Annotated in this window: 21 protein-coding genes and 1 pseudogene; 14 read left to right on the forward strand and 8 right to left on the reverse strand. The window is 60.2% G+C overall.

Features of this window, described 5'->3' with window-relative positions:
* Positions 1-9: 9 nt before the first annotated feature.
* The 5 genes from ABVN21_RS10640 (at position 10) to ABVN21_RS10660 (ending at position 5931) form a co-directional block, all read left to right on the forward strand.
* Positions 10-612: a dimethylamine monooxygenase subunit DmmA family protein gene (locus tag ABVN21_RS10640; protein ID WP_339552043.1), complete on the forward strand. Its 603-nt coding sequence runs from the start codon at positions 10-12 to the stop codon at positions 610-612.
* Positions 609-1577: a PDR/VanB family oxidoreductase gene (locus ABVN21_RS10645; protein WP_339552044.1), complete on the forward strand. Its 969-nt coding sequence runs from the start codon at positions 609-611 to the stop codon at positions 1575-1577. Before ABVN21_RS10640 ends, ABVN21_RS10645 begins: the two co-directional genes overlap by 4 nt.
* A 17-nt stretch (positions 1578-1594) precedes the next feature.
* Positions 1595-2617 carry a DUF3445 domain-containing protein gene (locus ABVN21_RS10650; protein ID WP_339552045.1) on the forward strand — a complete coding sequence of 341 codons (1023 nt, stop codon included), beginning with the start codon at positions 1595-1597 and terminating at the stop codon, positions 2615-2617.
* A 186-nt stretch (positions 2618-2803) separates the two neighbouring features.
* A complete protein-coding gene (locus ABVN21_RS10655; protein WP_339552046.1) occupies positions 2804-4333 on the forward strand; it encodes an amino acid permease in 1530 nt (509 codons plus the stop codon).
* A gap of 173 nt (positions 4334-4506) precedes the next feature.
* Positions 4507-5931 (forward strand): gamma-aminobutyraldehyde dehydrogenase, encoded by a 1425-nt coding sequence (locus ABVN21_RS10660; protein ID WP_339552047.1) that lies wholly within the window; start codon positions 4507-4509, stop codon positions 5929-5931.
* 96 nt (positions 5932-6027) lie between these two features.
* Here the strand turns inward: ABVN21_RS10660 and ABVN21_RS10665 are convergent, their stop codons facing one another.
* Entirely contained in the window at positions 6028-6264 is a 237-nt protein-coding gene (locus ABVN21_RS10665; protein ID WP_339552048.1) for a hypothetical protein, read from the reverse strand.
* Between the two features lie 179 nt (positions 6265-6443).
* Here ABVN21_RS10665 and ABVN21_RS10670 point away from each other — a divergent pair, with 179 nt between their 5' ends.
* The 6 genes and pseudogenes from ABVN21_RS10670 to yghX all read left to right on the forward strand — a co-directional run bounded on the left by ABVN21_RS10670 (position 6444) and on the right by yghX (position 13597).
* Complete coding sequence (locus tag ABVN21_RS10670; protein ID WP_339552049.1) at positions 6444-8207, forward strand: L-lactate permease; 1764 nt, start codon at positions 6444-6446, stop codon at positions 8205-8207.
* A gap of 222 nt (positions 8208-8429) precedes the next feature.
* Entirely contained in the window at positions 8430-9929 is a 1500-nt protein-coding gene (gene glcD / locus ABVN21_RS10675; protein WP_339552050.1) for a glycolate oxidase subunit GlcD, read from the forward strand.
* Entirely contained in the window at positions 9929-10993 is a 1065-nt protein-coding gene (gene glcE, locus ABVN21_RS10680) for a glycolate oxidase subunit GlcE (RefSeq protein ID WP_339552051.1), read from the forward strand. Before glcD ends, glcE begins: the two co-directional genes overlap by 1 nt.
* 3 nt (positions 10994-10996) lie before the next feature.
* Complete coding sequence (glcF, locus tag ABVN21_RS10685; protein WP_339552052.1) at positions 10997-12214, forward strand: glycolate oxidase subunit GlcF; 1218 nt, start codon at positions 10997-10999, stop codon at positions 12212-12214.
* Positions 12215-12236: 22 nt separating this feature from the next.
* Positions 12237-12633: pseudogene (locus ABVN21_RS10690) on the forward strand (heme-binding protein).
* A gap of 76 nt (positions 12634-12709) precedes the next feature.
* Complete coding sequence (yghX, locus tag ABVN21_RS10695) at positions 12710-13597, forward strand: YghX family hydrolase (RefSeq protein ID WP_339552053.1); 888 nt, start codon at positions 12710-12712, stop codon at positions 13595-13597.
* 115 nt (positions 13598-13712) lie between these two features.
* On the opposite strand, the gene ABVN21_RS10700 is transcribed toward yghX, so the two are convergent.
* From ABVN21_RS10700 to ABVN21_RS10710, 3 genes are all read right to left on the reverse strand, one after another.
* Complete coding sequence (locus tag ABVN21_RS10700; protein ID WP_339552054.1) at positions 13713-14366, reverse strand: peroxiredoxin; 654 nt, start codon at positions 14364-14366, stop codon at positions 13713-13715.
* A gap of 154 nt (positions 14367-14520) precedes the next feature.
* A complete protein-coding gene (locus ABVN21_RS10705; protein WP_339552055.1) occupies positions 14521-15465 on the reverse strand; it encodes an aldo/keto reductase in 945 nt (314 codons plus the stop codon).
* The gene (locus ABVN21_RS10710; RefSeq protein ID WP_339552056.1) at positions 15462-16739 is read right to left on the reverse strand and encodes an MFS transporter; all 1278 of its coding nucleotides are present in this window, start codon (positions 16737-16739) and stop codon (positions 15462-15464) included. The genes ABVN21_RS10705 and ABVN21_RS10710 overlap by 4 nt, the downstream gene beginning before the upstream one ends.
* 52 nt (positions 16740-16791) lie before the next feature.
* Between ABVN21_RS10710 and ABVN21_RS10715 the strand changes: the two genes are divergently transcribed.
* Positions 16792-17580, forward strand: coding sequence for a hypothetical protein (locus tag ABVN21_RS10715; RefSeq protein ID WP_339552057.1), 789 nt, complete (start codon positions 16792-16794; stop codon positions 17578-17580).
* A gap of 118 nt (positions 17581-17698) precedes the next feature.
* Here ABVN21_RS10715 and ABVN21_RS10720 read toward each other — a convergent pair whose 3' ends face one another.
* Positions 17699-18973, reverse strand: a complete 1275-nt coding sequence (locus ABVN21_RS10720) for a glucarate dehydratase family protein (RefSeq protein ID WP_339552058.1) — start codon at positions 18971-18973, stop codon at positions 17699-17701.
* Positions 18970-20361: an MFS transporter gene (locus ABVN21_RS10725; protein WP_339552059.1), complete on the reverse strand. Its 1392-nt coding sequence runs from the start codon at positions 20359-20361 to the stop codon at positions 18970-18972. The genes ABVN21_RS10720 and ABVN21_RS10725 overlap by 4 nt, the downstream gene beginning before the upstream one ends.
* A 118-nt stretch (positions 20362-20479) precedes the next feature.
* On the opposite strand from ABVN21_RS10725, the gene ABVN21_RS10730 reads away from it, so the two are divergent.
* Together ABVN21_RS10730 and ABVN21_RS10735 are read left to right on the forward strand one after the other, a co-directional pair.
* Complete coding sequence (locus tag ABVN21_RS10730) at positions 20480-21382, forward strand: LysR substrate-binding domain-containing protein (protein ID WP_339552060.1); 903 nt, start codon at positions 20480-20482, stop codon at positions 21380-21382.
* Between the two features lie 180 nt (positions 21383-21562).
* Positions 21563-22423, forward strand: coding sequence for a CAP domain-containing protein (locus tag ABVN21_RS10735; protein WP_339552061.1), 861 nt, complete (start codon positions 21563-21565; stop codon positions 22421-22423).
* On the opposite strand, the gene ABVN21_RS10740 is transcribed toward ABVN21_RS10735, so the two are convergent.
* Together ABVN21_RS10740 and ABVN21_RS10745 are read right to left on the reverse strand one after the other, a co-directional pair.
* Positions 22393-22842 carry a hypothetical protein gene (locus ABVN21_RS10740; protein WP_353637237.1) on the reverse strand — a complete coding sequence of 150 codons (450 nt, stop codon included), beginning with the start codon at positions 22840-22842 and terminating at the stop codon, positions 22393-22395. The two genes, ABVN21_RS10735 and ABVN21_RS10740, sit on opposite strands and share 31 nt — an antisense overlap.
* Positions 22843-22962: 120 nt before the next feature.
* Entirely contained in the window at positions 22963-23871 is a 909-nt protein-coding gene (locus ABVN21_RS10745; RefSeq protein ID WP_339552062.1) for a glycine betaine ABC transporter substrate-binding protein, read from the reverse strand.
* Between the last annotated feature and the right edge of the window lie 122 nt (positions 23872-23993).

Genomic DNA, 23993 nt, shown 5'->3' on the forward strand with positions numbered 1-23993 from the left:
ATAATAAAAATGTTGATCACCGGGATCAAAAGCCGGCCGGTCTATGACCAGTTGCAACCGCTGCCGGGAGGCACGCGGCACATCATCGCGGGGCAAGGCAGTGGCGGTCGCGCCATGTTGCGCCTGCTCGACGAGATGGCCGGGCTGGATCGCCCCATCACTTTGCTGTACGCCCGTGAGTCTTTTTCCGGGCAGGATTTTCTCAGCCAGTTGCAGCAGCACAGCGACCACCCTTTGCAGGTGCATGAGACTAATCAGGCGTTGATTGAAGCGCTCAAGGCACTGCTCGGTGAAGCCCGCATGGGCACCCGCCTGTACCTCGCAGGCTCAGAAAGCTTTTTGGGCAGCGCCATGCAAGTGGCCACGCATTTCGACCTCAACCGCGACGAAGTGCTGCGTGAACACTCCGGCACTTTGGTACGCCGCGTCTGGTGCGTGCACTGCGACACGTACACCGAAAACGTCACCCAACGCGTATTCGACTGCCCCGGTTGCAGCCTGACGCTGGTGGTGCGCGATCACTATTCCCGGCGATTGGCGGCGTTTCAGGCGGTCAAGGCCGATGCCGAAGTACCGGGTGAGTTGCCCGAAGCCGAGGAGCTCGATACATGAGCCAGAACAATGGGACTTTGAATCTGCGCGTGGCCCGCATCGAATCGGTGACCCCCGAAATCAAGCGCTTCACCCTGGTCTCGCCGAGCGGCGCGCACCTGCCTGCATTCTCCGGCGGAAGCCACGTGGTGGTGTTGATCGCCAACCGGACCAACACCCTGCGCAACCCTTACTCGCTGCTGAGTTCGCCCTACGACACCAGCAGCTACCAGATTGCCGTGCGCCGGGTCGAAAGCGGTCGCGGCGGTTCGGTGTCGTTGCACGATAACGTCAATGAAGGCGACCTGATCGAGGTCACGCCACCGGTCAACCTGTTTCCGCTGATCAAGCAGGCGCGCCTGCATCTGTTCATCGCTGGCGGCGTCGGCATTACCCCGGTGATTTCCCAACTGGAAGAGTTGCGCCTGAGCAAAGTGCCGTTCGAGTTGCATTACGCGGTACGCGGCGAAGAACACGCGCAACTCGGCAAAGAATTGCAGGCGATCTACGGCGAGCAGGTTCACCTTTATCGCAAGGGCGTCGAATCGCGCATGGAGATTGGCCGGATCCTTTCTGATCGCCCGCTCGGCAGCCACGTTTACGCATGCGGCCCCGACAGCATGATCGACGCCACCCTCGCATGTGCCCGCGATCTTGGCTGGACCGACAGCCATGTGCACTTCGAGCGTTTCCTCGAACAAAGCAGTGGCGGCGAAGCCTTCAGTTTCACCTTGGGCCGAAGCGGCGCAACCATTGAAGTCTCGCCCGACCAGACCATGCTCGAAGCCGTGGAAGCTGCCGGCTACAGCATGCCTTACCTGTGTCGCGGCGGCGCCTGTGGTCACTGCGAGACCGAGGTACTGGAACTCGATGGCGAGCTGCTACACACCGATGACTGGTTGTCCGACGAAGTCAAAGCCAGCCGCAAGAAAATCATGCCCTGCGTATCCCGCGCCAAGTGCAATCGCCTGGTCATCGACCTCTGATCGACGGAGAAAAAATAATGAATATCAAATTCAACCCCGACGAAACCTACCGCGATGACTACACCTTCGCTAACAGCCCGGAAACCATCGCCCGCGCGCCCTTCCCGTTCCCCGATGACGACTACATGTACTCGATGAACCTCGAGCCTCATGTCTCGGTGGGCGACGGTGCGTTCCGTGCCGCGTTCGATATCGATGAGCACTACATCAGCGAATGCCGCGACCGCGCCATTACGCTGGAGAAAGACCCAGGCATGCACTACGTCTCGGCGCCGCACATGATGGAAGCGCAATGGGACCTGCTGGAACTGATCATGGAGTCCTACGCCCGTGACTATCCGCAGTATTTCAGCCTGGAGCGTGATGGTCGGCAATGGCACTGGACCAACCGTTTGCTGGACATCGACGATCACTTCACATTCGGCGACCCCACCACCCTGCCCTACGAGCCGATGGAATACGTAACCCGTCAGGCCCAAGGGGACTGGGTGTTGCAGGAAGAGCGCGATGGCACGCTGTACTGGGGCGCCGGGATCGCGACTCAACGCGCTGACTATTCGCTGCGTTTCAACCTCGGCATGAGCTGGGAAGAATTCCACGGCCCGGTGCCGCTGGTGAAAGAAATCGGCATGCTCGACCGTGCTCTGAAATTCCTCCTGCGTCTGCGCATCGGCCATCCGGTACGCCGCCTGAACTGGTCGCTGACGGTCAATCCGCGCCTCGAAGTGTCGGCTGAAAGCCTGCCTGAATGGGCACCGGACCGCACCATCGTGACCGCCGAAAACGCCGGCAAACTGGTGTATCTGCGTATTGAGTTGCAACCGCTGCACCGCCTGCCGCGCAGCAACGCCATCGTCTTTCCGATTCGTACCTACCTGCTCAGCCTTGAAGACATCGCCACCAACCCGGCGTGGGCGCGGCGCATGCATCGGGTGCTGCGTGACCTGAATCAGCAACTGGTCGACTACAAGGGCTTCAGCCGCTACCGCGATGCTGCCGTCCAATGGCTGTCGCAGTACGACGACGAATCCAAAGCCTGACGCGAGTCCCTGTAGGAGCCGGCTTGCTGGCGATGGTGTCCTCAAGTCCGTCATCGCCGGCAAGCCAGCGCCTACAGGGACGAGATATCCATGAGAGATCCAAAAACAACAACAAAGCTCGACAGAGCATGGGCAGGCCAACCTGCCAACCCTGCAAACACCTGCCATTGATAATGAGGAAATAACATGAGTGGCTCATCTAACACGCGTGCAAGCACTGGCGCCGATCAGGATGCGGAACAACTCCGCGCCCTCGGCTACAGCTCGGATTTCAACCGAAGCATGAGCCTGTGGGAGAACTTCTCCCTGGGCTTTACCTATCTGTCGCCGGTTGTCGGCGTCTACACCCTGTTCGGCTTGTGCCTGGCCGCCGGCGGCCCGCCGATGTTCTGGTCGTACTTGCTGATCGGTGCCGGGCAGATGTTGGTCTGCCTGATATTCGGTGAAGTGGTTTCGCAATTTCCGATTTCCGGCGGTGTTTATCCTTGGGCTCGTCGCCTGGTAGGCAAGCGCTGGGCGTGGATGGTCGGCTGGGTGTATGCCTGGGCCTTGTGTGCCACCATCGCCGGTGTCGCCGTGGGCGCCGGACCGTATCTGGCAATCATGATGGGCTTCAGCCCCGGTCCCGAGGCCAACATATACATCGCCCTGTCGATCATTCTGCTCTCCACCGCGTTGAACCTGGTGGGCACCAAGTTGTTGGCCCGCGTGGCCATGTTCGGTTTCCTGTGCGAACTGGTCGGGGCGATTCTGGTGGGCGGCTACCTGCTGATTTTCGAACGCCATCAGCCGATCAGTGTGCTGTTCGACACCTTCAATCTTGAGGTCAATGGCTCGTATCTGCCGGCGTTCCTGGCGGCGTCCCTGGCCGGTCTGTTCCAGTACTACGGCTTCGAGGCTTGCGGCGACGTGGCCGAAGAAACGCCAAACCCGGGCAAACGCATTCCCAAAGCCATGCGCATGACCATTTACATCGGTGGTGCAGCGGCGATGTTCGCCTGCCTGGCGCTGATTCTCTCGGTGCCAGACATGGCCAAGGTCCTGGCCGGTGAAGACACCGATCCGGTCGCCACCATCCTCGCCAATGCCTTTGGTCCAGTCGGTTCACGCTTGGTCATGGCCGTGGTAATGGTGTCGTTCATTTCCTGTGTGCTGAGCTTGCAAGCGGCCGCCAGTCGGTTGCTGTTCGCCTATGCCCGAGACGAAATGATTGTGGGCAGCTCGCTGTTCAAGCGCCTGTCAGCCAACCAAGTGCCGTCATTCGCGCTGCTGGTGAGCGGCCTGGTACCGGCTGCGATTGTCTGCCTGGGTATGTTCATGGCCGATGCCGTGGCGACCATCGTCGGCTTCGCGGCGATTGGTATCTATGTCGCGTTCCAGTTGATCGTGGTGGCTGCGTTGATTGCGCGCGCCAAAGGCTGGCGCCCGAATGGCCAATTTACGCTTGGCGCCTGGGGTCTTTGGATCAACCTCGCCGCACTGATCTACGGCGTGTGCGCCATCGTCAACATGGTCTGGCCGCGCTCGCCGGATGCACCGTGGTACATCAATTACTCGATGATCCTGACCACGTTGGTGGTGATGGGTGCCGGTCTGGTCTACATGCTGCTGGGCAAGCCTTACGACAAAGGCACGGCGCCGGCCGGTGATGCGTGGAAGTTTTCGAAGCCTTTGAAACAAACCACAGGGGTTTCGGGCTCGGTACAACAGTCCTGATGACTCATTAGCCGCTGACGAAACCCAATCCTGTAGGAGCCGGCTTGCTGGCGATAGCGGTAGATCAGCCAACATCTTTGTTGAGCCTGATGGCCCCATCCCTGGCAAGCCAGCTCCTACAAGGGACCGGTTTCCACAGTGAATAAAACAACAGGTTCGAAGAGGACAATGCCATGCAAACCCAACTCTTGATCAACGGCCAACTTATCAACGGCGAAGGCCCCGCCCAACCCGTATTCAACCCGGCGCTGGGCCGCGTTTTGGTGGAAATCAACGAAGCCAGCGAAGCCCAGGTCGATGCCGCCGTGCGCGCCGCCGATGCCGCGTTCGATGGCTGGTCGCAGACTCCGCCTAAAGAACGTTCGCTGCTGTTGCTCAAACTCGCCGACGCCATTGAAGCCCACGGCGAAGAGCTGGCCAAACTGGAATCGGACAACTGCGGCAAACCCTACAGCGCCGCGCTGAACGACGAGATCCCGGCGATTGCCGACGTGTTCCGTTTCTTTGCCGGTGCCAGCCGTTGCATGAGCGGCTCGGCCGGTGGCGAATACTTGCCCGGCCACACCTCGATGATCCGCCGCGACCCGGTGGGCGTGATCGCTTCCATAGCGCCGTGGAACTACCCGCTGATGATGGTCGCCTGGAAAATCGCCCCAGCCCTCGCCGCCGGCAACACGGTTGTGCTCAAGCCGTCGGAACAAACCCCGCTGACCGCCCTGCGCCTGGCACAACTGGCGTCGGAAATCTTCCCGGCCGGTGTACTCAATCTGGTGTTCGGCCGTGGTCCTACCGTCGGTAGCCCGCTGGTCACTCACCCGAAAGTGCGCATGGTGTCGCTGACCGGTTCGATCGCCACCGGTTCGAACATCATTTCCAACACCGCCGATACCGTCAAACGCATGCACATGGAACTGGGCGGCAAGGCCCCGGTGATCATCTTCGACGATGCCGACATCGACGCCGCTGTCGAAGGCATCCGCACCTTTGGTTTCTACAACGCCGGCCAGGACTGCACCGCGGCCTGCCGCATCTATGCGCAGGAAGGCATTTACGACAAGTTCGTCGAGAAGCTCGGCGCGGCGGTCAGCAGCATCAAGTACGGCCTGCAGGACGATCCATCGACCGAGCTCGGCCCGTTGATCACCGCGCAGCATCGTGACCGTGTGGCCGGGTTCGTCGAACGCGCCGTGGCGCAGCCGCACATCCGTTTGATCACGGGCGGTAAAGCGGTGGACGGCAATGGCTTCTTCTTCGAACCGACGGTGCTGGCCGACGCGCAGCAGGACGACGAAATCGTCCGCCGCGAAGTGTTCGGACCAGTGGTCTCGGTGACCAAATTCAGCGATGAAGCGCAGGTATTGGGCTGGGCCAATGATTCGGACTACGGCCTGGCGTCATCGGTATGGACCGCCGACGTCGGACGCGCTCATCGCCTGTCGGCGCGCTTGCAGTACGGCTGCACCTGGGTCAACACGCACTTCATGCTCGTCAGCGAAATGCCTCACGGCGGTCAGAAATTGTCCGGGTACGGGAAGGACATGTCGATGTATGGGTTGGAGGACTACACCGTTGTGCGGCATGTGATGTTCAAGCACTAAAAGCATCGCCAGCAGGCTGGCTCCTACAAGGATTGCACTGAACCTGTAGGAGCTGGCTTGCCAGCGATGGCGTTACCGCCAATCCAAAGCCATCCGCTACAACGTCCTCTGGCTATTGCCAATGCCCTTGGCGATATCTATTCCCCAATCCATCGCCGCTTCCATGTCCAGCATGTGGGGCTGGGGATCGTGGTCCTCGTTGATGACCGAGCCATCAGGTCCGTATACGCCGATAAGCATCTTCAACGAACCGTCTTTGAGTATTTCAGCTCGGACCCTGATGCTGCATCCGTTCGACAGCGTCTCCTTGTGCTCTTCATGGCGCTCAGTCATTTCGGCATTCCTCCCATTGCTGGTTTTCGACCCTACTCGCCATGCTAGCTCAGCCCAGCAAAACAAGGCGTATTAACGGGACCGAAGGCTCGGCCTGACAGCGGCGAAATGCCACCTATACTACAAGCCACCGCCCTCCTGGGGTCTGCACGTCCAACAATAAAAAGCAGAGGTGGAACATGGTTTGGCAGCAAATCTACGATCCGTTTAATAACCCGGTGATATCGACCCTGATGGCCGCCGTGCCCGTGGTGGTGATGCTGGCAGCGCTGGCGTTCTTCCATGTCAAGGCGCACCTGGCGGCATTGCTCGCCCTGGCCTCGGCGTTGGTGATTGCCATTTTCGCCTTCGGCATGCCCGCCAACATGGCCGGTTCGGCAGCGTTGTACGGTGCCGCCAACGGTTTACTGCCGATTGGCTGGATCGTTCTGAACATCATTTTCCTGCACCGTCTGACCACCGAAAACGGTTCGTTCAAAGTGCTCCAGGACTCGCTGGCGCGGATCACCGACGACAGGCGCCTGCAATTGCTGCTGATTGCCTTCTGCTTCGGTGCGTTCTTCGAAGGGGCCGCCGGATTCGGTACGCCGGTGGCGGTGACCGGGGCGATTCTGATCGGTTTGGGCTTCTCTCCGCTGGCCGCCTCGGGCCTGGCGTTGATCGCGAATACCGCGCCTGTGGCGTTCGGCGCTCTGGGCACACCCATCATCACCCTGGCCAAAGTCACCGGCCTGGATGAGATGGAACTGTCGATGATGGTCGGCCGGCAACTGCCGTTCTTCTCGGTGATCGTGCCGTTCTGGCTGATCTGGGCCTTCGCCGGGTGGCGCAAGATGCTGGAAATCTGGCCGGCGATTCTGGTGGCGGGGGTCAGTTTTGCCATTCCTCAATTCCTCGTTTCCAACTATCACGGGCCGATGTTGGTAGACGTGATCGCGGCGCTGATCTCCATGGCCTGTCTGACCGGGTTCCTCAAGGTCTGGAAACCGGCCACCGTGCACACGTCCGCTGCACTGACCGGGCGGGTCGATAACTCGAAAATCGATGAAGAGCACAGCCAGAAGCCGACAGCGACGGCAGCCTTCGCCAGCGACAACCGCTCCGCCGTGATGCGTGCGTGGATGCCATGGATCATTCTCACCGTCTTCGTGTTCGCCTGGGGCACCCAAGGCTTCAAAAATATGTTCGACACCCGCCCGGCAATCGATCCGGCCACCAGTTCGGCCAAACTCGATCCTCAGGGCAAGCCGTTGCGCGAAGCCAACCCGATCTTCGCCCCGGTCCTGACTTTCACCACGATTCACCAGCAAATCGAGAAGGTGCCGCCGGTGGTGCCTGCGCCTAAAACCGAAGATGCGGTGTACAAATTCACCTGGTTCACCGCCACCGGTAGCGGCATCCTGCTGGCAGCCATTGTCGGTGGCTTGCTGATGGGCTATTCCATTCCACAACTCATCTCTCAGTACGTGCGAACGCTGTGGGTGGTGCGTTATTCATTGATCACCATTACCGCCATGCTCGCCCTGGGTTTCCTCACGCGCTATTCGGGGCTGGACGCCACCATGGGGCTCGCGTTTGCGGCGACGGGCATTTTCTACCCCATGTTCGGCACCCTGCTCGGCTGGCTCGGCGTGGCACTGACCGGCTCGGACACCGCGTCCAACGTGCTGTTCGGCGGATTGCAAAAAGTCACCGCCGAACAGTTGGGGCTCAGCCCAGTGTTGATGGCCGCCGCCAATAGCTCTGGTGGGGTCATGGGCAAAATGGTCGATGCCCAGTCGATTGTGGTGGCTTCCACCGCAACTCGCTGGTACGGCCACGAAGGGGAAATCCTGCGCTACGTGTTCTTCCACTCGATCATCCTGGCCATCCTGGTCGGTGGGCTGGTGACGTTGCAGGCCTACGTCGCGCCGTTCAGTTCAATGGTGGTAGGCGGACATTGAATCGACAGCGTAGGTACATCGCCCCGTAATCTGATCCGCGCCCGGATGGTTTCCCCATTCGGGCGTTTTCTTTCAAATGAGCCCGACGCAGAATTTATTGAATAAAAACCCGCGTTGTCCGGACAAACAAGGCATAGACAGCCGCACGTTGCAGGCCAATGATGAAAAGCAGTCGAACCCGGAAACAGACCTCACAAAACAACAAACGAGGGTCGTGCGCCGATGAACATTCTCTACGATGAACGCGTTGATGGCGCCCTGCCTGACGTCGACAAAAATGCGCTGATACAGGCCCTGCAAACGCAGATGCCGGAGCTGGAGATCCTGCACCAGCAAGAAGAACTCAAGCCGTACGAATGCGATGGGCTTTCTGCGTACCGAACCACGCCAATGCTCGTGGTGCTGCCGCGCGAAATCGAGGAGGTCCAGGGCGTGTTGCGACTGTGTCACGAGCGGCAGGTCTCGGTGGTCGCCCGGGGTGCCGGAACCGGTTTGTCCGGCGGCGCCTTGCCCGTGGAAAAAGGCGTGTTGCTGGTGATGGCGCGTTTCAACCAGATTCTGCACATCGACCCCGCCTCCCGCACGGCTCGGGTTCAGCCGGGAGTGCGCAACCTGGCGATTTCTCAGGCCGCCGCCCAGTATGGCTTGTACTACGCGCCAGACCCGTCCTCGCAAATTGCCTGCTCCATCGGCGGCAACGTCGCGGAAAACGCCGGTGGCGTACATTGCCTCAAGTACGGCCTGACCGTGCACAACGTGCTCAAGGTCGACATTCTCACCGTCGACGGCGAATGCCTGAGCCTCGGTTCGAACGCCCTCGATTCGCCCGGCCTCGACTTGCTGGCGTTGTTCACCGGATCCGAGGGCATGCTCGGCGTGATCACCGAAGTCACGGTCAAACTGCTGCCCAAACCGCAGTCGGCCAAAGTGCTGTTGGCGGCATTCGATTCCGTTGAAAAAGCCGGGCGTGCGGTCGGCGACATCATCGCTGCCGGCATCATCCCCGGTGGCCTGGAGATGATGGACAACCTGGCAATTCGCGCGGCCGAGGACTTTATCCACGCCGGCTACCCGGTAGATGCCGAGGCCATACTGCTCTGTGAACTCGATGGCGTTGAAGCCGATGTGCGTGACGATTGCAACCGCGTACGCCAGGTGCTGGAACAGGCCGGCGCCACCGAAGTGCGCCAGGCCAGGGACGAGGCCGAGCGTGTGCGCTTCTGGGCCGGGCGCAAGAATGCCTTTCCGGCGGTGGGTCGCCTGTCGCCCGACTATTACTGCATGGATGGCACCATTCCACGCCGTGAGCTGCCCGGCGTGTTGCACGCCATCGCCGAGCTGTCGGCCGAGTACGGCTTGCGGGTGGCCAACGTATTTCACGCCGGTGACGGCAACATGCACCCGCTGATTCTGTTCGACGCCAATCAACCCGGTGAACTCGACCGCGCCGAAGCCTTGGGCGGCAAGATTCTTGAGTTGTGCGTGAAAGTCGGCGGCAGCATCACTGGTGAGCACGGTGTTGGACGCGAGAAAATCAACCAGATGTGCGCGCAATTCAACAGCGATGAGCTGACGTTGTTCCATGCGGTTAAAGCTGCGTTCGACCCGAGCGGCCTGCTCAACCCCGGCAAGAACATTCCGACGCTGCACCGCTGCGCCGAGTTTGGCGCCATGCACGTTCATATGGGTCAGATGCCCTTCCCGGGACTGGAGCGTTTCTGATGAACAACGAACAGGATTTCGATGACAGCGACGCGCTGCTGGAGCAGGTCAACCAGGCATTGCAGAACGCTACGCCGCTGCGCATTCAGGGTTCCAACAGCAAGGCGTTTCTGGGACGGGTGACGGCGGGAGAAATACTCGACACACGCGTCCACCGAGGCATCGTCAGTTATGACCCGACGGAACTGGTGATCACGGCACGTTGCGGCACTCCGTTGGCCGAGCTCGCGCAAGCGCTGGAAGCCGCACACCAGATGCTGCCCTGCGAGCCGCCCGCCTTCGGTGACGCTGCCACCGTCGGCGGGATGATTGCTTGCGGGTTGTCGGGGCCGCGTCGTCCGTGGTCGGGATCGGTGCGGGATTTCGTCCTCGGTACACGGGTCATTACCGGACACGGCAAGCACCTGCGCTTCGGCGGCGAAGTCATGAAGAACGTTGCCGGCTACGACTTGTCACGCCTGATGGCCGGCAGTTACGGCACGCTCGGGCTGGTCACCGAAGTGTCGCTCAAAGTCCTGCCCAAACCCCGGCAATGCTTGAGCATCAGCCTCGACATGGACAGTGACCGCGCCTTGGCGCATCTGGCGCAATGGGGCCAGCAACCGTTGCCCATCAGCGCTGCATGTCACGACGGGCAGCATCTGCACCTGCGGCTGGAGGGCGGCGAAGGTTCGGTTGCCGCGGCCCATGACCGTTTGGGCGGTGAGCTGCTGGACGCTTCCTATTGGGCTGATCTGAACGAGCAGCGCTTGAGTTTCTTCGATGAAGACCAGCCTCTTTGGCGGCTGTCCTTGCCGAACAACACACCTAAACTGTCGTTGCCCGGGCGACAACTGATCGACTGGGGTGGCGCCCAACGCTGGCTCAAGTCCGATGCCGAGGCCGGATTCATTCGCAAAGTGGTCGAAGAGGTCGGCGGGCATGTGACCTGCTACAGCCATGGTTTGATTGACAGCCCGTTCCAACCATTGCCGGCCGCGCTGATGCGCTACCACCGCAACCTCAAGCAGCAACTTGATCCACGGGGCATTTTCAACCCCGGTCGCCTGTACGCGGAGCTTTGAGACATGCAGACCACATTGAGCGAACGTGCCCGCCAACTCCCCCGCGCCGAGGAAGCCGACAGCATCCTGCGCACCTGCGTGCACTGCGGTTTTTGCAACGCCACCTGCCCGACTTATCAATTGCTCGGTGATGAACTGGACGGCCCGCGTGGACGCATCTACCTGATCAAACAGGTGCTGGAGGGTAACGAGGTCACGCAAAAAACCCAGCAACACCTGGACCGCTGCCTGTCGTGTCGAAACTGCGAAACCACCTGCCCTTCCGGCGTCGACTATCACAACCTGCTGGATATAGGCCGCGCGGTGGTCGATGCAGCGGTGCCGCGTCCGATCGGCCAGCGTTTGTTGCGCGAGGGATTGCGCGCCGTGGTGCCCCGTCCAGAGCTGTTCAAAAGCCTGGTCGGCAGTGGTCAGATGTTCCGGGCGTTGCTGCCGGACATGTTGCAAAGCAAGTTGCCGCGCAGTGCATCGCCGGCCAGAGCGCGCCCCACCACCCGCCATGCCCGACACGTACTGATGCTGGAAGGCTGCGTGCAACCGGGACTGTCGCCCAATACCAACGTGGCGGCTGCGCGGGTGCTGGATCGACTCGGAATCAGCGTCACTGCGGCCCGCGAGGCCGGTTGCTGCGGAGCCGTGGATTATCATCTCGACGCTCAGGCTGCCGGCCTCGATCGTGCCCGCCACAACATCGATGCCTGGTGGCCCAGCATTGAAGAAGGCGCCGAAGCCATTGTGCAGACCGCCAGCGGCTGCGGTGCTTTTATCAAGGATTACGGGCATCTGCTCAGCAGAGATCCGGTGTATGCCGAGAAAGCCAAAACCGTCAGTGCACTGGCCCGGGACCTGGTGGAAGTGTTGCGGAACGAACCACTGGAACGACTCGGGATCCACAGTGCCCAGCGTCTGGCGTTCCATTGCCCATGCACATTGCAGCACGCGCAAAAACTCGGTGGCGCAGTGGAAACGCTGCTTGAGCGCCTGGGTTTCAACCTCACGTTCGTGCCCGACGGCCACTTGTGTTGCGGCTCGGCGGGCACTTACTCGCTGACCCAACCGGAATTGGCCCGCCAACTGCGCGACAACAAGATGAATGCCCTGGAAAGCGGCTATCCCGAAATCATTGTCACGGCCAATATCGGCTGTCAGTCGCACCTCGACGGGGCTGGCCGAACGCCGGTGCGGCACTGGATCGAACTGGTCGACGCCGCGTCGCACTAACCCATTCCTGGAGAGTCACCCAATGAAAAGCAAAGCGATCCTGAGCCAGACCGAAGTCGGAAAGATCCTTGCCGCTGCACGCACCGAAGCGCAGAACAACCAGTGGCCGGTGACCATCGTCGTAGTCGATGACGGCGGCCACCCGCTGGCCCTTGAACGCCTTGACGGTGCTGCGCCGCGCGTACATCGCCACGGAAAAGGCCCGAACATCGGCCTTGGGCCGGCGCGAATCCAAGGGTTATGAAGACATGGTCAACGGCGGGCGCCATGCGTTTTTGTCGGCGCCGTTGCTGACGTCCCTGGAAGGTGGCGTACCGATCATTGTCGATGGCCAGGTGATCGGTGCGGTCGGCGTATCCGGGGTCAAGGCCGAACAGGATGCGCAAGTGGCAAAAGTCGGGGCGCAATGTCTGAAATGAACTTAAATTCCCTGTGAGAAGTACACACTGCGATCCCACAGGTATTGCGTTCACCCGTCGAAGAGGAAGCGCACAGATGAGCCGTCTCACTGCGAAAGACTTTGCCCCGCAACTGCTGGAACTCTACGACTATTACGCCCACGGCCTGATCAACCGGCGGGAGTTTCTCGACCGTGCGGCGTTGTTCACCCTCGGCGGTTTGACCGCCAGTGCGCTGCTGGCGTCCTTGAGCCCGAATTACGCACTTGCCGAGCAGGTCGAGTTCACCGACCCGGACATCATCGCCGAGTACATCACCTACCCCTCGCCCAAGGGCCACGGGCAGGTCCGTGCTTATCTGGTTCGCCCGGCCAAAGTCACCGGCAAGGTACCGGCTGTAGTGGTCGTGCACGAAAATCGCGGGCTCAATCCCTACATCGAGGACGTCGCGCGGCGTTTGGCCAAGGCCGGTTTCATTGCCCTCGCCCCGGATGGGTTAACCTCGCTAGGGGGCTATCCCGGCAACGACGACAAGGGCCGGGAACTACAGGCGAAGGTCGATCCCGAAAAGCTCATGAACGACTTTTTCGCTGCCATTGAATGGCTGATGAAACATGACGCCGGCAGTGGCAAAGTCGGTATCACCGGGTTCTGCTACGGCGGCGGCGTCACCAATGCGGCGGCGGTGGCTTATCCGGAACTGGGCGCTGCCGTGTCCTTCTACGGCCGTCAGCCGGAAACCAAAGACGTCGCCCGCATCAAGGCGCCGGTGATGCTGCACTACGGCGAACTGGATACGCGCATCAACGAAGGCTGGCCAGCGTATGAGAAAGCCTTGAAAGCCGAAGGCAAGACTTATGAAGCCTTCATTTACCCAGGGGCCAATCATGGTTTCCACAATGATTCGACGCCGCGTTATGACGATGCGGCGGCGAACCTGGCCTGGGATCGGACCTTGGGGTGGTTTCGCAAGTATTTGGTTTGATCGATGGTCAACCGGCCAGCAGGGCTGGCCTCATCGCGAGCAGGCTCGCTCCCACATTTACTAAAGATCCACTGTGGGCGAGCCTGCTCGCGATGGCTATTTCAAGGTTATCGCCCTACTTAGGTTGTGCCACAGTGCGCAGATACGGCTTCAACGTCTTGAAGCCATCCGGATATTTCTTCTTCGCATCCTCGTCCGACACCGACGTTGGAATGATCACGTCTTCCCCCGGACGCCAGTTCACCGGGGTAGCCACAGTGTGTTTGGCATTGAGTTGCAGCGAATCCAGCAGTCGCAGCACTTCATCGAAATTGCGCCCGGCGCTCATGGGGTAGATCAGCATCGCCTTGACCTTCTTGTCCGGGCCGACAATGAACACCGAACGCACGGTGGCGTTGTCCACGGCAGTGCGCGATCCGCCGCTGGCATTGGGGTGGATCATGTCGTAGAGCTTGGCCACCACAAGGTTTTCGTCGCCAATCAGTGGATAGTTGACGGCGGCGCCCTGGGTTTCCTCAATGTCACCGACCCACTTGTTGTGGTCGCTGACCGGATCGATGCTCAGCCCTAGGACCTTGGTGTTGCGCTTGTCGAATTCCGGTTTGAGTTTGGCCAGATAACCCAGTTCTGTGGTGCAAACGGGCGTGAAATCCTTCGGATGGGAAAACAGGATGGCCCAGCCGTTGCCGATCCATTCGTGGAAGTTGAGCTTGCCTTCGGTGGTTTCGGCGGTGAAATCCGGTGCTTCGTCGCCAATACGGATAGACATCTTTGATCTCCTTGCAGTGATGGACAGGGACGCCGTCAGGGTGCCGACTGCAGTTCCAACGGAATGAGGAATCTGTTGACGCGAAACAGTATAGGAGAGGTTCCAAGGCACGCCGCAAACCATGACATTCACGGTGTAATCCCTTGTTTCAGCGCTATTCCACCAACGCAATCAGTTGGTGGCGATGGGCGTCGGTGAGCATCGGGCCGAAACCGGCACCCGCGTTTTCCGTCATGTATCGCGGGTTTCCGGTGCCCGGGATGACGCAGGTTACCGCTGAATTCGACAGCAAGAATTTGAGCGCCAGTTGTGGCCAGCTCTTGGCCCCGACTTCCGCAGCCCAGCCGGGCAACGGTTTACCTTTGAGTCGGCCAATCAGGCCGCCGCCCCCGAAGGGCCGATTACAGATCACCGCCACGCCGTTCTCGCGGCACAGAGGCAGGATGCGTTTCTCGACAGCGCGATCATCCAGGGCATAGTTGATTTGCAGAAAATCCAGCGGCTCGGCTTTCAGTACGGCCTCCACTTCTTCGTAGGCCGACGAGGTGTAATGGGTGATGCCGATGTAGCGAATGCGCCCTGCTTCCTTCCAATGCCGCAAGGTTGGCAGATGGATTTGCCAGTCCAGCAGATTGTGAATCTGCATCAAGTCGATGCGGTCGGTTTGCAACAGCTTGAACGACTGCTCCATTTGCGCGATGCCTTCTTCTCGGCCACGGGTCCAGACTTTGGTGGCCAGGAACGCCGGCGAGCGCGGCTCATGGATCGACAGCAGTTCGCCCGTGGTCTGTTCGGCGCGCCCATACATCGGCGAGCTATCAACCACCGTTCCACCCTTTTCGAACAACGCATGCAGTACCGCGGGCAATTCTCTGTAGGCGGGATCCGAAGGCGCTACATCAAAACCGCGATAGGTGCCCAACCCGACAATGGGCAGTAGCTCTTTGCTGGATGGAATAGCGCGGGTCTGCATGGTCTTGCCTCCTGTTTCGGTCGTCGACGTGGTTTGCGCCCCGGCCGGACCAAACGTGAAGACCGCCGAAACACCGGCAGCCAGCGTGAGTATTTTCCTGCGGGTGTAACCGTCAGGGTCGCTCATGGAATCTCCCTCCCGGGATGTGCAGGCTCGGCACGTCGCGCCTGCTGCCTGGCCAGCCACAGGCATAGTCCGCCCCACAAACCGGCGAACGGCACGATCACCACCGCCACCAGACCGAATCCCGTACCCAGCGCCGTCAAACCGGCGGCCAACCAGCCACTGGCGGCATCGCCGCCGCGATAGACCAGGGTCTCGATCACATTCTTGGCCTTGTACTTCTCCTCGCGGCTCACCACCGTCCACAACACTTCCCGCGCCGGTCGGACGATGGCGAACTCGACGGCACGACGCAGCCCCTGCGCCAGCGCCACCGTTGTCGGAACGGGCGCCAATGCCATGGCGGCAAAAGCCATGATCGTCGCCAGCGGCAACGCTGCCAGCGCCCCGCCGATGCCGACCCAACGGATCAGCGGCGCCGTCAGCAGCAGCTGGAAGGACAAGGTCAGCACCGACACGGTCAAATCGACGATGGCGAAGAATTGCGTCCTGCTGCCTACATCAGCGTAGCTGCCAGCCACAATTCGTCCTTGCTCGAAATACAACAAGGTCGCCGCGCTGCTGTGCATCAGCATGAACAGCACCAGCCCCAACAGGTACGGCGAGCGCAGGATCAGGGTGATTCCGCCGAGTATGCTGCCGCCCATGCGCCGTTCGTCGAGTAGCGGATTACCGGACTGTGAATGTGTCCTGGATAACAAGGCTCGATAGCAGCGCACGGCGACTTCCAGGAGCAGCGCCGCCGCGACGGTCAACGCCAGCGGGCCCAGACGGGTGGCCATGGTCGCTGCCAGCAGCGGCCCGATGAACGTGCCGAGGGTGCCGCCCGCGGCAATGCAGCCGAACAAGCGCCGCCCTTGCTCGTTGGAGAAACGGTCAACCAGCACGCTCCAGAAGATCGAGACGATGAACAGGTTGTAGATGCTGATCCAGACGAAAAAAAACCGCCCGACCATTACCGGTGCGATGTGATTGGCGATCAACAGGCCGAATACCAGCATCGACACGGCGATCACCCGATAGATCAACGGCACGAACCGCTTGGCGGGCAGTCGCGATGCCAACGCACCAAACACCGGAACCATCAGCAGCATCACCAAGAACGTGGCGGTGAATAGCCATTGCAACTTGTCCGCGCCGCCTTCAAGACCCAAGGCATCGCGCAACGGTCGCACCAGGTAATAGCTGGCAAGCACGCAGAAATGGAAGGCGAACCCCAGCACCAGCGCCGCTCTTTCACTTGGCCGTACGTCGAGCCATTGAGGCATGTTGGGCATCGGTGCCCTCCTTTACCGCCAGCTACACTCTGACAGCACCCCGGAGCCGTCAATGCCGCCCACTAACGTTAGCCGAATGTCTCGAACCCTGGTGTTACTCATCGTCATTCCCGCAGCGGTGTACCTGGCGCTCTGCGTTGCACTGTTGGTGTTTCAGCGCGCCCTCATCTATTACCCGCAGCCCCGCGCCATCGACAGTGCTGACACGTTGCTCACACTGCCGGTTGACGATGCACAGGTAATGGTGTCCGTCAGGCCGCATGATGGACCGAAAGCACTGATTTATTTTGGCGGTAATGCCGAGGACGTGTCGCGCAGCCTGCCGGAATTCGCCCGGGCGTTCCCCGACCATGCGCTGTATTTGCTGCATTACCGAGGTTACGGCGGCAGCACCGGCTCTCCCTCGGAGGAAGCCATCGCCCGCGATGCCATGAGCCTGTTCGATAAGGTCTACGCCGATCATCCGCACATTGCCGTGGTCGGCCGCAGCCTGGGTTCCGGTGTCGCGGTGCGCCTGGCCAGTTACCGACCAGCGGCGAAATTGCTGCTGATCACGCCTTACAACAGTCTGGAAGAGCTCGCGGCCCGCCAGTTTCGCTGGTTTCCGGTGAAGTGGTTGTTGAAGGACAAATTCGAATCCTGGCGCTATGCAGAACACATCACGGTGCCGACGCACCTGATCGCCGCCGAGCATGACGAAGTGATTCCCGGTTCAAGCACCCGGCGGCTCTACAGCCATTTCACCAAGGGAGTGGCGACGCTGCAGGTGATTTCCGGCACGGGGCACAATTCGATCAGCGATAGCCCTGAATACCTCAGGGCGTTGGGGGATGGGCTATGAACCATTCCGACCTGTAGGAGCTGGCTTGCCAGCGATGGCGGTGCGTCAATCACCCGGGATGTCGACTGTGCGGGCCTCATCGCTGGCAAGCTTGCTCCTACAGTTGATCGGGGGCTGGTTAGAAACGCGGCTTGAGCGCTTTCCAGTCCGGTTTGTAGCGCTGCATCTGCTTCACATCGTCCCGTTGTCGGATGCCGCAGGTCAGGTATTGATCGTGCAGCTTGCCCAGTTGATCGTGATCCAGCTCCAGGCCCAGCCCGGGTGCACGGGTAATCTTGACGCAGCCATCGATGATCGCCAGCTTGCCACCCTTGATCACCTCTTCATCCGGTTCCTGCCACGGGTAATGGGTGTCGCAGGCGTAATCGAGATTGGGCACCGAGGCGGCGACATGGGCCATGGCCATCAGGCTGATGCCCAAGTGCGAATTGGAGTGCATGGACACGCCGAGACCGAAGGTGTCGCACATCTTTGCCAGGGCCTGGGTGTCGCGCAGACCGCCCCAATAGTGGTGATCGGCGAGCACGATCTGCACGCTGTTTTGCGCCACGCTGCGGCGGAACTCATCGAAGTCGGTCACCACCATGTTGGTGGCCAGCGGCAACCCGGTGCGCTTGTGCAGTTCGGCCATGCCCTCAAGGCCCGGCGTCGGGTCCTCGTAATACTGCAAGTCGTCGCCGAGCAATTCGGCCATGCGAATCGAGGTTTCCAGGGACCAGTTGCCATTCGGATCAATGCGCAACGGATAACCCGGGAAGGCTTTTTTCAGTGCCTTGATGCACGACACCTCATGTTCCGGTGGCAGCGTCCCGGCTTTGAGTTTGATGCTCTTGAAACCGTAAGCCTCAATCATCCGCCGCGCCTGGGCGACGATCTGCTCCTCATTCAGGGCTTCGCCCCAATTGTCCGGTTTGTAAGGGGAATCGACGTGTTGCGCGTATTTGAAAAACAGATAGGCGCTGAACGGAATCTCGTCACGAATCGCCCCGCCCAACAGGTCCACCAGGGGCACGTTCAGGTAGTGCGCTTGCAGATCGAGAAACGCCACCTCGAAGGCCGAATAGGCATTGCTCACCGCTTTGCTGGCGTGGGAACCGGGTGCCAATTCCGCACCGGCGATGCTTGCCGGTTTGTTCGCCGCTACCGTCGCCTGCACGATTGCGCGCAGTTGATTGAGGTTGAACGGGTCGAGGCCGATCAGTTGCGTTTGAAGTTGCTGCTGGATCGCCAGCGCCGGTGCGTCGCCGTAACTTTCACCCAAACCGATGTAGCCATTGTCGCTTTCAATCTCGATGATCGAACGCAGCGCGAAGGGTTCGTGTATACCGCTGGCGTTGAGCAATGGCGGATCACGGAAGGCAATCGGGGTGACGGTGACTCGTTTGATTTTCAAGAGGCTGCTCCCGTTGAATTGGATTTCAGGACTGTGAGTGTTTTTTTAACGGCTGCATCGTCGATCGGTGCATTGCTCAACACGCTGCGGGGGCTCCCCCGAGGTGCGGTGCGGGCGAAGAAGATCACGATGGCCGCAACCAATGAAGTGGCTGCCAGGCCATACAAACCGCCTTCGATGGAGCCGGTGGTCTGCTCCAGGAACCCGAACGCCGTGGGGGCGACAAACCCGCCGAGGTTGCCGATGGAGTTGATCAAGGCAATCACTGCCGCCGCGATGCGTGCGTCCAGGTAGCCTTGCGGAATTGGCCAGAACAGCGCCGAGGCAGCCTTGAAACCGATGGCGGCGAAACAGATGGCGACGAAGGCAAAAATCGGCCCGCCGGTGGTGGACATGAACATGCCGAACGAAGCGATCACCAGCGTCACCGCGACCCACGCCTGCTGGTATTTCCACTTGCTGGCCATCGCGGCGAAGCCATACATCGCGACGATGGAAATGATCCACGGAATCGAGTTGAACAGGCCGACCTGGAAGTCGCCGAGGTTGCCCATTTTCTTGATCATGCTCGGCAGCCAGAACGTGGCGCCGTAGATGGTCAGGGCGATGGAGAAATAGATGAAACAGAACAGCGCGATCTGCCGGTCAGCCAGCAATTTGAACATTGACGGTTTGACCGTCTGCGCCGCTTCACGGGCTTGTTGTTCCTCGGCAATGGCACCAATCAGCGCGGTCTTCTCTTCTTCGCTCAGCCACTTCGCCTCACGCGGGTGAGACTGCAGCCAGAACCACACGAAGCCACAGAGCACGATGGAGGCGAAACCTTCGATCAGGAACATCCACTGCCAGCCATGCAAGCTCAGGCCGCTGACGTTGAGCAAGGCACCGGACACCGGACCGGAAATCACCGAAGCAATAGCAGAGCCGCTGAGGAAAATCGCCATGGCCTTGCCTCGTTCGGTCGATGGCAGCCATTGGGTGAAGTAGTAAATGATCCCGGGGAAAAACCCGGCTTCGGCGGCGCCGAGAATGAAGCGCAGTACATAGAAGCTGGTTTCCCCGCGCACAAAGGCCATCGCCATCGCGGCGGCGCCCCAAGTGAACATGATGCGTGTCAGCCAGGCACGTGCCCCGTAGCGTTGCAGCAGCATGTTGGACGGTACTTCGAAGATTGCGTAACCGACGAAGAACAATCCGGCGCCAAGGCCATAGGCGGCCGCGCCGATGCCGAGGTCTGTTTCCATGTGACTGCGCACGAAGCCAATGTTGACCCGATCGATGTAGTTAACGATGAACATCACCACGAACAGCGGCAGCACATGACGCTTCACCTTGGCTGCTGCGCGGGCGAGCACATTCGGGTCAGGTGGACACTGGAGGGTTTTCAAGGGGCGACTCCCGCTCATTGTTTTTTTAGGGATAGTTTTTGGCCTGGTCCGATCATGGACGCGGTCATTGATCCCGTCTAATCTAAGTTGGCATTCGATTGATACCTGGATTAGATCAATGTTCGAACTGACCCAATTGCGCTGCTTCACCACGGTGGCGACAGAATTGAATTTTCGGCGTGCTGCCGAACGCCTGAACATGACGCAACCGCCGCTGAGTCGGCAGATTCAACTGCTGGAACACCACTTGGGCGTAGAACTGTTCACTCGCAGCACTCGCAGCGTCGCCCTCACCGCCGCCGGCCGGGCGTTTTTCATCGAAGCGCAGAATCTGCTGGAGCGCGCCCAGCAAGCCGCGGTGACCGCACGGCGTTTCGCCGAAGGCGATATCGGTTCGGTCAACATCAGCTTCGTCGGCAGCGCGGTCTATGAGTTCCTGCCCAAAGTCATTGCCGAAGCACGGCACAAGCAGCCCCATGTCAAAATCGACCTGTCGGAAATGAACACCTACCAACAGCACGAAGCCCTGCGTGCACGCCGCATCGACCTGGGTATCGCCCGCGCACCGTTGCTGGAGCCCGGTTATTCCACCGAGTGCCTGGTGCGCGAACCGTTCGTGTTGGCGGTGCCCAGCGGCCACCGCTTGGCCATGGCTGAAACCGTGTCGGTCAACGACCTCGATGCCCAACCTTTCTTGATGTACTCCCACGCGGCCTATCCACCGTTCAACGAACTGCTGACGGGCATGCTGCGCTCGGCACGGGTTGCTCCGGATTACGTGCAATGGCTGGGTTCGTCCTTGACGATTCTGGCGCTGGTCAACGCCGGAATGGGCCTGGCCCTGGTGCCCCGTTGCGCCACCAGTGTGGTGTTCAAGAATGTGGTGTTTCGCGATATCGATCTGGGCGAAGGCGTGCAGAGTGAATTGCATTTGATCTGGCGCGAGAACAACGACAACCCGGCATTTGCGATGTTGTTGGAGGCGATTCGGCGGGCGGTGCGGGAGGGTTGGGGTAGCTAAGGCTGATGACTTACCACAGGAAAATACCGTTGGTCCGGGAATTCACCTACATCCGAAACCGGTCCGGCCTGCCAGTAAATATACCTTCCTCACCCGCGAACCTTGTCTGAAGGCGCCAGTCTTAGATCGGCGCCAATTTCTCTCCCTAATCGTCGTCATCTCATCAGAGCTGTCCGCCCCATGCGCCAAACCGCCCTCGCCTTGCGCTTCACTTCGCTGTGCCTGTTTACCTTGCTTCCCCTGATCGCCAGCCCCGCCCACGCCAGTGCGGAGCGGCAATTGGTGGAAGCGATCAATGATTACCGTGCTCATCCGCAACGCTGCGAGCGACGTCCCGCCCAGCGTTTGGCGCCGCTGGCATTGAACTCGAACCTGGCCTTGCCAATCGGCTACGGCGGCGGATTGCGCGACCGGTTGAAAGCGAACGGCTATCAGGCAGTGACGGTTCGGACGATCCGCGTGGTCGGTGCGCAGGATGCCGAAGAAGCGTTCGATCAAATACAAAGCGACCATTGCGCGGCACTGCTGGACAGTCAGTACGCCGACATCGGTGTCAGTCGCAGCCGTGGTGAGTGGCAAGTGGTGCTGGCGCGGCCGGTGCTAGACAGGCAAATGAGTGACACGCGATCCGTGAGCAAGGACTTGCTGGCTCAAGTCAACGCTGCCCGCTCCAAGTCACGTCTCTGCGGTCGCCAGCGTTTCGCCGCCGCCAGGCCATTGGCGTGGAATGCCAGCCTCGGGGCTGCGGCGCAAGGGCACAGCAAAGCCATGGCCTACGGCAATTACTTCGCGCATCAGGACCCCGACGGTGATACTGCCGCCGACCGGGCGAGAGCCGCTGGTTTCCGGGGCCGCCAGATAGGCGAAAACATCGCCGCTGGTCAGGGATCACCGAGCAAGGCAATGGCCGGTTGGCTCGCCAGCCCAGGGCATTGCGCGAATTTGATGAACCCAATGTTCACCCAAGTAGGTGCTGGCTATGCGACGGACGCACGCAGCGATGAAGGCGTTTACTGGACGATGTTGTTCGGTGCGAAGTAGCGGGTTGCAGGAGCCTGACTTGTCTGCGAAGGCGCCCATGAAATCGCCATCGCCGGCAAGCCGGGCTCCCACAGGTTTTGCGTCCATCCCAAAATACGGAACACGCCACCCATCCGTAGGAGCCGGCTTGCTGGCGATGGCGCCCGTAAAATCGCCATCGCCGACAAGCCGGGCTCCCACAGGTTTTGCGTCAATACCAACATCCGGAACACGCCACCCATCCGTAGGAGCCGGCTTGCTGGCGATGGCGCCCGTAAAATCGCCATCGCCGGCAAGCCGGGCTCCCACAGGTATTGCGTCCATCCCAACATCCGGAACACGCCACCCATCCGTAGGAGCCGGCTTGCTGGCGATGGCGCCCGTAAAATCGCCATCGCCGGCAAGCCGGGCTCCCACAGGTTTTGCGTCAATAGCAACATCCGGAACACGCCACCCATCCGTAGGAGCCGGCTTGCTGGCGATGGCGCCCGTAAAATCGCTATCGCCGACAAGCCGGGCTCCCACAGGTTTTGCGTCCATCCCAAATCCCGAAGGCGACTTCAAGGCTGCCGACTGCTGACCCTCTGCTCGCTGTTGTCGAACATCGCTTCGAAACGAGTTTTGTTGGCGGCATAGTAGTCGGCTACCACCTTGTCGGAAGAGCTCTGCCGCGCCTGCATCATCAGCGCTTCGAGGTCGGCCCGGGGAATGGAGTAATGAGCGAAGAAGTACGCCACTTCCGGATATTCCTGGCTGAAACCTTTGCGAGCCATGGCGTGAATCTGTTCGGCGCCGCCAAATATTTGCTTCGGGTCATCCAGGTATCGCAGCGACCACTTGGAGAACATCCAGTGCGGGCTCCAGGCGTTGACCAACGACCATTTGTCACGTTTCAGATTGCGATCCAGCTCGTTGAGCATGCCTGACTCGGAGGAGGCCACCAGTTTGTAGCCGTCGAGCTTGTATTCCTGGATGGCCTTTTCGGTGAGCTTGTACTGGCCGTTGCCCACCTCTGAGGTAAGGATCTTGCCGTCGAGTTTTTCCCTGACTTCAGGCTTGTTCAAGTCCTCCACGCTGGACACTTCACTCTCGGGCACGGACGTTGGCACAGCCATGCCGATCCGCCCTTCATAGAGCACGCCGAGGTCTTCGAGCCTGTCCTTGTACTTGTCGTAGAACGCCTTGTGAGTGCTCGGCAGCCAGACCATCGGAATCAAGTCGATGTTGCCGTTGGCCAACGCCTGGAACTGGATGCCGATGTCGGCCATGACCAGTTTCACCGGTTGCTTGAGGTGGTCCTGCAACGCCGTGGTAGCCAGTTTTACGGTGATCTCGGTATCCGACCAGTTGACCCAGCCAATGCGTACGGGCTTCGGTTCTGCGGCTTGAGTCAGCCCGGCGCCGGCGGCGAGTGCCACGCCAAGCAATCCGGCACAGATTCTTTTTCGATACGGCGAATGAACGTTCATCAAGCATTTTCCTGTTTTGGTTGTTATTGGCAGGTTTGTCTTAATTTGAACGGCCTTACGGTCGTGAAAAATGCAGCCTTGCGCGGCGGGTCGGTTGCGCCGATCCCTTCTCCTTATGCGCC

Origin of the sequence: Pseudomonas sp. MYb327 (genome assembly GCF_040438925.1) — a bacterium.
GTDB lineage: Bacteria > Pseudomonadota > Gammaproteobacteria > Pseudomonadales > Pseudomonadaceae > Aquipseudomonas.

Coding starts and splice junctions, on each gene's coding strand:
- ABVN21_RS10645 (WP_339552044.1), top strand. CDS start 609: ATGAGCCAGAACAATGGGACTTTGAATCTGCGCGTGGCCCGCATCGAA.
- ABVN21_RS10715 (WP_339552057.1), top strand. CDS start 16,792: ATGCCGCCCACTAACGTTAGCCGAATGTCTCGAACCCTGGTGTTACTC.
- ABVN21_RS10730 (WP_339552060.1), top strand. CDS start 20,480: ATGTTCGAACTGACCCAATTGCGCTGCTTCACCACGGTGGCGACAGAA.
- glcE (WP_339552051.1), top strand. CDS start 9,929: ATGAACAACGAACAGGATTTCGATGACAGCGACGCGCTGCTGGAGCAG.
- ABVN21_RS10665 (WP_339552048.1), bottom strand. CDS start 6,264: ATGACTGAGCGCCATGAAGAGCACAAGGAGACGCTGTCGAACGGATGC.
- glcF (WP_339552052.1), top strand. CDS start 10,997: ATGCAGACCACATTGAGCGAACGTGCCCGCCAACTCCCCCGCGCCGAG.
- glcD (WP_339552050.1), top strand. CDS start 8,430: ATGAACATTCTCTACGATGAACGCGTTGATGGCGCCCTGCCTGACGTC.
- ABVN21_RS10700 (WP_339552054.1), bottom strand. CDS start 14,366: ATGTCTATCCGTATTGGCGACGAAGCACCGGATTTCACCGCCGAAACC.
- ABVN21_RS10660 (WP_339552047.1), top strand. CDS start 4,507: ATGCAAACCCAACTCTTGATCAACGGCCAACTTATCAACGGCGAAGGC.
- ABVN21_RS10670 (WP_339552049.1), top strand. CDS start 6,444: ATGGTTTGGCAGCAAATCTACGATCCGTTTAATAACCCGGTGATATCG.
- yghX (WP_339552053.1), top strand. CDS start 12,710: ATGAGCCGTCTCACTGCGAAAGACTTTGCCCCGCAACTGCTGGAACTC.
- ABVN21_RS10640 (WP_339552043.1), top strand. CDS start 10: ATGTTGATCACCGGGATCAAAAGCCGGCCGGTCTATGACCAGTTGCAA.
- ABVN21_RS10735 (WP_339552061.1), top strand. CDS start 21,563: ATGCGCCAAACCGCCCTCGCCTTGCGCTTCACTTCGCTGTGCCTGTTT.
- ABVN21_RS10710 (WP_339552056.1), bottom strand. CDS start 16,739: ATGCCCAACATGCCTCAATGGCTCGACGTACGGCCAAGTGAAAGAGCG.
- ABVN21_RS10650 (WP_339552045.1), top strand. CDS start 1,595: ATGAATATCAAATTCAACCCCGACGAAACCTACCGCGATGACTACACC.
- ABVN21_RS10745 (WP_339552062.1), bottom strand. CDS start 23,871: ATGAACGTTCATTCGCCGTATCGAAAAAGAATCTGTGCCGGATTGCTT.
- ABVN21_RS10740 (WP_353637237.1), bottom strand. CDS start 22,842: ATGTTGCTATTGACGCAAAACCTGTGGGAGCCCGGCTTGCCGGCGATG.
- ABVN21_RS10655 (WP_339552046.1), top strand. CDS start 2,804: ATGAGTGGCTCATCTAACACGCGTGCAAGCACTGGCGCCGATCAGGAT.
- ABVN21_RS10705 (WP_339552055.1), bottom strand. CDS start 15,465: ATGAGCGACCCTGACGGTTACACCCGCAGGAAAATACTCACGCTGGCT.